We start from the raw sequence: 11,302 nt of genomic DNA on the forward strand, positions 1-11,302 counted from the left end.
TTTCCTTTCTAAATTAATGAAAGCAATATCAGTGTTGCACCTATTGCTATAACAAGTACTGAAAGAGTTATTGTTGTTGCATATAGAGCGATTGCTTTTGCGTTTTTGTTTTTTGATACATAAATTCCACCAATAATTGTAATTAATAATAATAGAACTGCACCAATTGCAATTAGTGAGTATGCTGGAGTTGAAAGTGTATCGAAAGATCTTTTTTCATATTCTGCAATTCGTTCCAATGCTTCATCATAAGCTTTAAGAAAATCTGGACGGTATATATAACGAATTGGTTGTTGTTTGTTTGTGTCTGGTTTATTTGTTTGTGGAGTTGTGTCTTTGTCTTTTTGGCCTGGTTCTTGCAATAAAAGATTAAATCTTGAAAGACCTAGTGCTGATTTTTGCACTGCATTTTGTTGAGTAACTTTTGTGTAATTTGGATCAAGTTTTTTATCATCGTTTGTGAGTCTATTTGTTGCTAGAACTGCAAGAATTTTGGTGTTTAAATTGATTGATTTCAAATATTTAAGCATATTTTTATATCATTTTGTTAGGTTTGCTGGCGAACTGGTTGCGATTGCTTTATAGTTTTGAACATCTCTGTTGGTGTAACGAATTAATTTATCAATTACATCAATATCGAGATCATTATCCTCAAAATTTTTGATGATAAATTGTTCTCTATTAACTTTTGCAGCCGTTGCAATAAAACTTACAATTCCATCATTTGCATTAATAATATGCGCTAAATAATTGAAATATGAATAATTATTAATGATTGATGATTTAAGAGCGTTTAAAAATGTGTATATGATATCAGATTTAACATCTTGGATAAGTTGCTCATTATTTTCCACGTCTTCAGTATCGAAATAATCTACAAATTTATCTACTGCTTCTTTTTGAATTACTTTAAATTGGTTATTAGCTACATTTGATGTGGTCTTATCATCACCATTTATACCTGAAGGGAATTTAATTTCAGTACCTTCAAAAATTTTGATTGCTAAATCGACCATTGAAGATACAGCTAAACTAAGTTCATTATTTCTAAATTTATTGTAATCAATAGTGTCATCAAGCAATAAAGCATCATAGAATTTAGCAAATGTTTCTTTAATTGCTTCAATTTGCGCTTTATAAATTGTTGCCTGAGCAACTTTATCTTTTAAAGGATTGAAGTAGTCACTGATAACAGTTTCTGAGTATGATCTGCTTGAAAAAGTTTGGTCACTATTTGGAACTCTATCTTTAAGTTTCACATAGGCTCGTAAAATTCGTTTATTGTTATTGTCTTTGTCTGTGCTTAATTCTACCTTTTCAACTCAATAACTAATACGAGTATTGATTGGATTATTGAAAAAGAATACAGAATCACTTGCTTTTTGTTTAGAAGCATCATCTTTTGCATTGTTTATCAATGAATCAAAAGTAGATTTTATTGTACTTAAATCCTTATCAGCATACTCTGGATTAACGAATGGTTTAAGAGTTGGTAATGATTCAACAACCGTGTTAATTACTGGAGGTTCAACAGGAGCATTTGTTCCTTCGCCGGGTACTAAAGTAGGTGGTGTAGGAAGTTTATCAAGCGTAGGCGGAGTAGGTTGTTTTTGTTGATCTTTTTTCTTTTGTTTTTCTTCTTGCTCGATTTTTAGGTTTTGGTTTTGCTCGAGGTCAAAATGAATTGATCTTTTTGTAAAGTTGTTTTTGAAGTAAGTTTCAAAGTCTTTATTTTTCTTTTTTCAATCATCAAGATTAACTTCAACACCTTTTTCAGTTTGCGAGAACTTAATATCTTTTGCTTTAAGTTCGTCTTTTTCTTGTGAGATTATTTCAATAATTTTTGCATTCAATTTATCATAGTAACTATTGATAAATTGAGTAAATTCTTTATATTCTAAAGTATTATCAATTTGGTTAGGTTTTTCTAGTTTTGAATCTTGCAGTTGTTTTTTATAAAGTTCAACGAGCTTATTATAGTTAGGGTCATTGACTTCACCATCCGAACCAAATTTAATATTATTATAGAGTTTTGAGTCGTATTTAATGTCACCTTGATCAAGTTTTTTGTTTCTTGAAATTGTGAAAGGTGTTAGGAAAAAAAGATTGTAATCAAAAGGATTTTCAATGATTTTGTCTTTATTTTTGGTCAAAAAATTAACAAGTTCTTTATAGTAGATTGCTTTTGCAACAATTTCTTTATTAAAGTCTTTTTTAGAGTAGTCAGAAATTGCTTTGTATTTATTGTTAAATACTTCAATTGCACGATTAATTACTTTTGTAAGAGCTTCTTTTCTGATTCTATCTGCCTCGCCTGCAAATCGAGAGAAGATTGGCGAGACATGTTTTTTTAATGGTTTAGAAGGATCTTGAGTTCCAGGTGTGCTAGGTGTAGCAGGTGTAGCAGGTGTAGTAGTTTCTTGTAATTTTTTGTTTGATGCACTAAGTACAAAAGGTGTAAGCAATGATGTTGAAAAAGATGTTGCAACTAGAGATAATTTAACAAATTTTCTATGCATTTGAACTCCTTTGTACTAGTTTGTGTGTATAAATTTTTTCTTTTATATAAAGTTCTCTTTTTCGCATTTCGTATTCAGTAGCTTGTAGAGAAGAAATTGAGATGAATTCTGAAGATTGAATTGCACGAAGTTCTGAATAAATTTCTTTTAATTCGTCTTTTTCTTTATCACGTTGCACATTTTTGTCAACTTTATACAAGGTAGGTTTTTCATTAATAATAATTTTTGCTTGCTCATTTAAAAAGTAGATTTGTGCATTTGATAAAAATAGATAGGTAGGCTCAACATCATTATCAAATTCGAGTTTAGCAAAACGAAGTTTGAATGCAGAAATTAGATCTGGTTTTAGTTCGCTAAATGTCTCTTCTTCGTCAATATAAACAAATATTTTGGCTGCATTATAGTGTATAAATTTTGTTGGACTATATTCGATTGTTAATTCATGGTATTTAGCCATTATCTCTCCTTAAATCCAATATAGATTCTTTTTTTCGTGTAATAATGTTGATTTCTTCAATCTCTTTTTCACGTTTTGCAGTAATAATTTTTTTGTTTAGTTTAAGAAGACTTTCTTCTAATTCTGAGTTAATTTTGTTTGATGTGATAAGACCAATTTTTGCCTGATAGAAACTAGATTCAACAAATAATGCTTGTAAAGAGAAGAGAATAAATTGTTCAACAATATTGTTGTAAAAATCTTTAATGTTAGGGAAGATTTTTACTTTTGATATTGATTTTGTGTCAAATTCAATATTGTTTCCAACTAATTTTTGCAAATTGAATAATTTAAGCGGCAATATTGTAAAGTAATGATTATGCATTTTGTTTGAGTTAATCACAAAGTTTACTTTATTGTATTGGTCAATAATGTATGCTTGTTTAATTAATTCGGCAAAGTTAAGAATAAATTGGTAATCAATGCTTCATGATTGGAAGTGTTTAATGATTTTGAAGTTATTTTTCTTGCAAAAATCATAGGCACGCGAACCAATTGTTATGAAATGCATTGATTTATTTTGCGCTTCTTCAAGAAGCGTTCTTTCATAACGGCTATATGAGTCAGTACCATATTTTTGCTCATCAGTTAGATAAACAAACAATTCGAATGATTTCTTTGTGTTTGATTTTTTATTAAATATTTTTTTGAGCAAAGATGTTTGCTGAGAGTCGATAATTCAGTTAGAAACCTTGTAATATTTATTTACTTCAGTAATTAAATTACGTGTTTCGAGTGCTTTTTTAGAAAAGTATTTTAGGTTTTGAGTAAGCTTAATTATATTGATTAATAAGATATTTTTGTTGTTTAATACACGCTTATGAATAAAGTCTAATTTTTTACGTTTTTCAAGAAGTTTAACTAAATGCATTAATTTTCCTTATTGATTAGTGAAACATAATCAGAACTAAATGCAACTTTTGGTAATCTGCTTTGAGGTACTAAGTAAAGAATTAAACCTTTATAGATTTCTACACAATGATTTGATTTAAGAAGATCTCAAAGTATTTTGTTTAGATTTGTCAAAAATCTATTTTCATCTTTGAATAAAGAGATAGTCATTTTTATTGAATTGACTTGAGATTGTTCTTTTGATATAACGCAAGGCACAATTTTATCAAGGTCATAAAGAGGGCAAATTTCGTATGCTAAAACAAAGTCGTCAAAAATTATGTTGAATTTATGGTCTATATATGACTTAAAATTACGTGTGAAGTTATTGTATGCTTGTGATTCATAACCTAGTTGTGAGTGAAAAAGGACACTTGAAATAAGTTTTTCATAAGCGATAAAATTTGATTGTTCACTAAGACTTTTATAGTATTCGAATTGATTGAAAAGTGAAAATAAAGCAGCTTTTTTTTGTGATTTATTCATGTTTTACTCCTTTGCCTTTAATTTTGTGTAGATTACAAGTTTTGAAAATGATACTGTAATAGCGATTGTGATGTAGATTGCGTTTAATAGAACAAATGTTATATAAGCGAGTGAAACCATTTGCATTAAGCTAAATGGTGGAAAAATTGTATAGAAAAGTCAGTTTGATATTTCTTGAGTTAAGAAAAGTTGATTAATACCATTGATTGCTAAATTAAGACCTAAAATGATTGCATTACCAATAATAAATATTGCTGCATTGACGCTTAAACGTTTTACACGTTGTCAGAAAATGATGTTGCTTATAAAGATAAATAGTGTTGTGAAACCAAAAATTATGATATTTGTAAGAGTGTCTGAATTTAATAGCGAAACAAAAATATATGTAGCCATTAAAAGTGAATTAGCAATAACAAGACCTAAAAGTTGTAGGTTATTTTTTCTTCCATCTGATTTGAATAAAAATGCAAATGCACAATAAAGACCTAATATTATTGCTAAAAATAGAATTGAAACTAAATAAAGTAATGAATTTTGCGAAGGACCTTCAAGCAAGTTGTCTGCATAAAGTTTATAGAAAAGTGAACGAACAAATCAAATTGAAATACCTGCAAAAATAACTAAACTTAATTCAATGTAATATTGGAAAGTATTGATTTTTATACGTTTATTGATTGCTAATACAATTAAATTAATGTTATTTGCAAAGAGTAATAAACCAAAAAGAATAAAGAATGCAGATACAATTATTAAATTAGTTGCTGTTTTGTCAACGAATCAACCTCTAATTAAATTATAAAAACTGTTTGGTTCAATTTCACTAAACAACGAGCCATCTTTTGATTGAGTTGGTCAGTAAAGAAATACAAAAAGTAATAATGAATAAGTAACAAGACGTGAAAGGATTGAAATTATTAATATAGTAGGTCTTCTGTTTAAAAGTGGATCTGTTTTTTTGCCTAAGAAATATCTAAAGATAAAGTCTCAAACACGAGTAAGGAACATAGGTATAAGTATGTATGCTAATATTAAAATTTTTGCAGGATTAGGATCAAAATAAGTGAATAAAAGGATTACTGAAACAAGAGACAATAAAGCATAAGTAACAAATAATGGTAAATATAAAATTAGATTATGTTGATACCGCTTTAAGTTTGCATAGTTAATGTAAAGAGTATAAATAAATGTAATAAAGAGCAATAAGAAACGGAACACTATCAAAAATGATGAAGTAAGTTCCGTTGGATTTTCAATTTGAAATAATTTCCTTAAAGGAAGCATTTTTTGAGCAAGAATAGCATTATTGAGATCGAAAAGCAATCCCATAATTGCAACAAATGCAAATACTAATAAAATACTTCTTAAAACTAATAAAGTAATATTCTTATTACTTTTTAGTTCTACGTCTTCAAAGAAATTCTGATTCTCAATTTGTTGAGATTGATTCATAAATTATTATTTACTTTGCTCTGTTTTGTTGTCAAATTTATACTCTTGAGGGACGTTGTCTAATCCATTTTGGAATAATCAGGTTTTGAAGTTGCCATCTTTTTCATAAATTTTTTTAAGAGCTTCACGGTATGAAGCACCTGCTTTTTGATCTTTTCCACCACCATAAATAAGGTCATATTGAGGTAATTCATAAGTTTTTTGGTCACTATTGAATACACCGTTGTAATCATAACCTTGTGATCTGAATGCAACTGCAAGACCTGCACCTGCATTTTGGTTTGCTGAGTGGAATACAGCAACTAATTGATTATTTTGATTTCTAATACTTGTTCCAGAAGAACCACCGAATGGTGCATAGTGTTTTGGACTGTAGTTTAGACCTACTGAAACTCATTGTTTTCCGTTGTATTCGTGGAATTTAGCACCGTTCTTAGGCGCTGAAATGAATGCATCTACGATACCAGGTTTATCATTAATTGTTCTATAACCTAAAACATATGATAATCAGTTTCCATCTTTAGTGTTTTCAATAGATCTTCTACCATCTTTATTAATTCAAAGTTCATAATTGAATTTTTTGTTTTTGATTTCTTTTTCATCAGCATACTGATCTCATTTGTAATCAAGGTCAGCACGTGGTCAACCTACTGCATACAATGAGTCACCATTGAACTCTGCTTTAGAGTCAAGAGGTCTATCAATTTGAGAATAGTTGTGTAAATAATCTTGAGCGATGAATTTTACTTTGTCGTTTTCACCTTTTAGATTTGCATAGTCATTAGTGATAAATTTAGCAATATTTGATTGAGCAGTTTTTAATGCTGTCTGATCAATGTTTGGTTTTCTTAAATCATCTTCAAGTTTTCTTAAATTTGCTGCAAATTGTTCTGGAATACCTTGATTTCAGTAAGTACTAAAGAAGTAGTTTCCACCTGTATCATTACCTTTTTTTACTTTAGAAAAGTCAATTTCTAGAACAGCAAAGTCTGCAAATTCTTGTTTATCTTTTAAGAAATCTTGATGAGTATCATCCAAATAGTCTTTAGGATCTTTATTCAAGTAATCGGTTCCGGTATAAACTATTCTAATTGGTCAATCCTTTTTATCAGTTCCATTTAATAAAAAGTTGAATTTTTCAATTCGAAAATCATAACCAGTTGAAGCTAATTGATGAGGGTCAGTTACTCTTGTTGTGTCTTTTTGCAATCTAGCAATTGAGAAACTATTAGTTTCATCTGTTAATGCTTGAGCAACGTGAAGGTTGGTTCCAATATATCATTTAGTTGGATAAGAGTTTGTTGGATCTAAAGCATAGTCCATAATTCACGCAGTACCTGCTGTAGGTGTGAATGTATTTGGAATAATTTCTCTTCTCTTAGTTTTTTCATCAATATATTCTTTTCGTGCAGGATTAGCAAATTCAATGTGTCATGTTTGCAATGCTTGACGTAAATATTGTTCGTTAAGGATTGTACGTGGATAACCATTAATTTGGTATTTGTTTCGTTGTGCACTATCTACTCATGAAGGTCCTATACCAAATTGTGAACCTTGATTAATACTAAATCCTTGGAATTTTCCATCTTTATCATATATAGGAGCAGAAAAAGTTTTAAGAAGTCAGTTGTCAAATGTATCTAGATTTGCATGTTTTTGTTTAACAATTTTGTCAAAGTTTTCTTTTGAATTTTTATATTGCTCATCAGTAACATCTTTACGAAGTTTTGCTTCACCCTCTCTTTTTCTTAATGCTTCTACTGAAACATCATCATCAGGTTTAGTAGCTAATTGTCTTGATAAAGCTTTGATGTAGTCTGCATTATCACTTTCAAATCTTTTTGCTTGATCTTTAGCTATATATGCATTAATTACACTTGTATCGCTAACTGATTTATTAATTCCTTGGTCAAAAATTCTTTGTGGATCATCACCAGTTTTAAAACCTTTAATTGTGTGATCTATTGAAATCTTAACTGATTCATGACCTCGGGCAACCACATCAAATTTAATTTCGACTTCACCTTTAATCTTGTCAGGTGTAACCTTTTGAATAATTGTGAGATATTTGTTTTCTTTTTTAGTTTCGTCAGCGACTTTTTGTTTAATTTCAACATAAACATCGTTAGGATTATCAATACCATCAGCATAAGTATTAGCTAAGCTTCCATCTCTAACTTCATTTCCTTTTACGCTGTATAGAAACTCTAAACTATTAATTTCTTGGTTTAAACTAAGTTGCAGATTGATGTTTGATAAGACTTTGTTAAGTTTAGTAACATCATCACCTGAGTCTTGAACTTGCTTTTGAATTTCTTTTTTTTGTTCGTTACTTAATTGTTGAAGTTTTTCATTAATTAATTCTTTAGCTTGTTCAGGTGTTTTAGGTTGAGTTTTTGAATTACCTGGTTTAGTGCCACCTTCATTGGTTTTGTCTTCTTTTTTCGGACTACATTGAGCAGCTGCTAAGCTTAATATACTTAATGAACTGCTAGCAAGTATTAAATTAAATAATCTTTTCCTCATAAAGACCTCCTTTTAAATGATATTTATATCATCTGATGCAAGTTCAGCGATAAATCCTGAATCTTTTAGGTATTGTTTTGTTTCTTGTCTATCAACATACACTTTGTATCCATCTTTATCTAATTGATCAGCTCAACGGAATAGTGCTTGTAGGTTTGCTTTTCCTGAAGCAGCAAGAGCAATTCCTTTTCTAGATGTGATTTTAACTTTTTTAGTAGTTTTATCCGAGAATCATATTTTGGTTTTTGGCATTTGTGGCATTTGACTAATCATAATTGTGTCAAATTGACCATCGTTTAAATCATCAACATCAATGTTGAAGTATTCGCCTTGTGAATAAAGTTTAAGACGTTTAAGTTTTCTTGTTCCGGCGTTTTTACCTTCAATATCATTAAACTGTAGACCTTTTAGCGATCTTATGTGCTTTGTTCTTGATAAATCAAGTCCAAGTGGTCAACTGTTTCCGGCTTCATTATGATCAGGTTTAAGTCCTGGTCCAAAACCACCTTGGAAGAATGGTTCATTATTTCTTGTTCAGTAAGCTAATCTTAAACCATCATTAATTCTTTGAAGGCTAGCTGGATTTGTATAGTCAATAGCTCCAGTGTTTGCATCGTATTTATAATCACCTTCATCAAAACTTAGTCCATCAAATTTAATAACCGATGGTGGTATGTATCCACCAATATATCCACCAGGAGCATTAAAGTCATTTGTGTTTACTCAAGCAACTTTTCTTAATGAAAGAGGGTTAATTGTTCAAATATCATCATAAATATTGTTTGAAGTTGTGTAGATACCTAATTCGTCAATTTCTTTATTTTCAAGTTCGATAAGATCAGATGTATCAAAGCCTTCATAGAACAATTTAAGAAGTTTAATTTTTTCAGGTAATGCTTGAAGAATCTCTTTAAAGTTTTGACGACCAAGTTTACCCATATTCACAATTTTGTAACCTGTAATTTCAATACCTTGTTGTTTAACTTTCTCAATAATGTCTTTTGCTTTTTTGTATGCTTCATCGTATGAAGCATCAATTTCTAGAATAATACCTGATTTTGTACCGTCATCTTTTCTAAGTGATTTTAGTTTAACTCCAGCATCTGGAAGACCTAATTTATCTTTATAGTCATTTGTAACATCAGTATTAGTTCATCCAGGATATTTATCATTTAAGATATCAGGTCCATTTAGAGGATATCATGAATCAAAGTTAAATATACGTCTTTCTTTATTGTCTCTTGAAAGTCTATCAGTTACACTATTGAAACCAGGTGCAGGTGAGAATGCATATGAGTCAAGCTCCCCGTTTTCATTGATATAAGCATTATTAGGATCTATTGAATAACCTTTTTTAAGGTCTTGATCAACACGTGGTGCTAATTTAGAGAATTTATTAGGGTCTAAATTAGAAATAAGTCAAACATTTTTACGTTCTTTATATCCTTCTAATTCATGTTTTTTCTCTTCAAGTTCTCTGAATTTTTTCTTAATTGGTTCTCAAGCTTGATCAGTTTTTTGATCTTCGGGAAGTTTGTGGTATTTAGCTGCATCAGCATACGCTTCTTCTTCAAATCTTTTAACTTCGGCTTGGAAATTTTCTAAGTCTCTTTGGAACTCAGCAATTTTTGATTCATATTGATCTTGAGCTTCCTTAAGAAGAAATTCTTTAATTTTTGGAGAATTAAGAAGTCTTAAATATCTGTGAATAAGGTTTTGATAGTTATATCTATCATTTTCGGTTAAAAATAGAACTTTTGTTAATTTTTTCAAACCTTCTGGTGTGTTAGGGTTGAGTTCAGGTTCTCTAGTTCATGATTTTAATCTAAAGTCATCAAAAAGACCTGTTCCATTACCTACCTTTTTAACTTTATCAACTTGTGCTTTTCTGAGTTCTTCAGTTACTTCAACTGAAATTACTTCACCAACAGCATTATTTTGATAAGGTTTTCTATTCGTGATACCTTTTTTAACATCGTTTGGACTGTCGTGTCTTTCGCGTGGAGGTTCAACTATTGCATCAACTAAAACACCATCAATTTCGATTTGTCTACGAACTTGACCTAAAGTTTCACGTTTTTGTGGTGGTTGAGGTTGTGGTTTAGAAGGAGTTTGATTTTGTTTTTTCTTGTCTTGCTCTTTCTTTTTAGTTTCCTCTTTTTTCTTAGGTGGAACTTTTGGAGATTTAATTGGTGGAGTTGGAGCAGGTTTTGGCTCTGAAGGTTTTTTATGAATTATCGGTGGTTTCGGTTTATCAAGTGCTTCTTTTTCTTGTTTTGCCAATTTTAAAGCTTTAGATAATTTGTCTTCAGCCTCAGTAACTTTTTCTTTTGTAGCATTAGGGTCATTAAAAACTTTATTTGCTTCTTCAAGTTCCTTCATCAATTTATCTTTAATGGTTTGATATTTAGCATTTGTAATTTCACTGATAAATTGTTGAGAATCAGCAATTGTTTTTTGAAGTTTAGATTTATCGACCAAAGGTTTGTTTTGATTTTTTTCTTCTTTTATATCTAGTTGGTCAGATTTATTTACTTCAAGATCTTCTTTTTCTTTGTTTGGTTTATTTGGATCTTCTTTTGGTGTCTCAGGTGTCTTTTTAGGTTTTAAGTCACTTGAGTCGTTATTACCAGAAATCGAGTTACTTATGTCAAACTCGTCTCCGTTCTTAAGAATAGGTATGCTAGTATTTCCGCCGTTATATCTAATTTTAGAGCTAGAATCAGTTAGTGAAAAATAACTAGCAGCACCAACAGCTCCTGATATTGTTAAACTCGACGCAGTGGCGAGTGAAAATAATATAAGTTTTCTATTCTTTTTCATAATTGATTAAAACTCCTTTTATATATAGTTATATATATACATTATTTTAATAAAATAATCTGAACCATTATAATCAATCTATCTCTAAACAAAAAAAAAAAAAAAAAAAAAA

Annotated in this window: 7 protein-coding genes; all 7 read right to left on the reverse strand. The window is 29.8% G+C overall.

The features are described from left to right. Nucleotides 1-8: 8 nt before the first annotated feature. The 7 genes from E1I18_RS02415 to E1I18_RS02445 are packed head-to-tail and all read right to left on the reverse strand — an operon-like array spanning nucleotide 9 to nucleotide 11,190. Complete coding sequence (locus tag E1I18_RS02415; protein ID WP_141484007.1) at nucleotides 9-2,519, reverse strand: MSC_0620 family F1-like ATPase-associated subunit; 2,511 nt, start codon at nucleotides 2,517-2,519, stop codon at nucleotides 9-11. After that, on the reverse strand, nucleotides 2,512-2,976 hold the full coding sequence (locus tag E1I18_RS02420; RefSeq protein ID WP_141484008.1) for an MSC_0621 family F1-like ATPase epsilon subunit: 465 nt from the start codon (nucleotides 2,974-2,976) through the stop codon (nucleotides 2,512-2,514). The genes E1I18_RS02415 and E1I18_RS02420 overlap by 8 nt, the downstream gene beginning before the upstream one ends. Continuing rightward, entirely contained in the window at nucleotides 2,969-3,886 is a 918-nt protein-coding gene (locus E1I18_RS02425; RefSeq protein ID WP_141484009.1) for an MSC_0622 family F1-like ATPase gamma subunit, read from the reverse strand. Before E1I18_RS02425 ends, E1I18_RS02420 begins: the two co-directional genes overlap by 8 nt. Beyond that, nucleotides 3,886-4,392, reverse strand: a complete 507-nt coding sequence (locus E1I18_RS02430; protein ID WP_141484010.1) for an MSC_0623 family F1-like ATPase-associated protein — start codon at nucleotides 4,390-4,392, stop codon at nucleotides 3,886-3,888. The genes E1I18_RS02425 and E1I18_RS02430 overlap by 1 nt, the downstream gene beginning before the upstream one ends. 3 nt (nucleotides 4,393-4,395) lie before the next feature. Then, the gene (locus tag E1I18_RS02435; RefSeq protein WP_141484011.1) at nucleotides 4,396-5,841 is read right to left on the reverse strand and encodes an MSC_0624 family F1-like ATPase-associated membrane protein; all 1,446 of its coding nucleotides are present in this window, start codon (nucleotides 5,839-5,841) and stop codon (nucleotides 4,396-4,398) included. A 6-nt stretch (nucleotides 5,842-5,847) separates the two neighbouring features. Beyond that, a complete protein-coding gene (gene mip, locus E1I18_RS02440) occupies nucleotides 5,848-8,367 on the reverse strand; it encodes an Ig-specific serine endopeptidase MIP (protein ID WP_141484012.1) in 2,520 nt (839 codons plus the stop codon). Nucleotides 8,368-8,379: 12 nt separating this feature from the next. Beyond that, nucleotides 8,380-11,190 carry a putative immunoglobulin-blocking virulence protein gene (locus E1I18_RS02445; RefSeq protein WP_141484013.1) on the reverse strand — a complete coding sequence of 937 codons (2,811 nt, stop codon included), beginning with the start codon at nucleotides 11,188-11,190 and terminating at the stop codon, nucleotides 8,380-8,382. Nucleotides 11,191-11,302 lie beyond the last annotated feature (112 nt).

The sequence above is a fragment of the Mycoplasmopsis mucosicanis genome (assembly GCF_006546935.1).
In the GTDB taxonomy this organism is placed as follows: Bacteria; Bacillota_I; Bacilli_A; order Mycoplasmatales; family Metamycoplasmataceae; genus Mycoplasmopsis; species Mycoplasmopsis mucosicanis.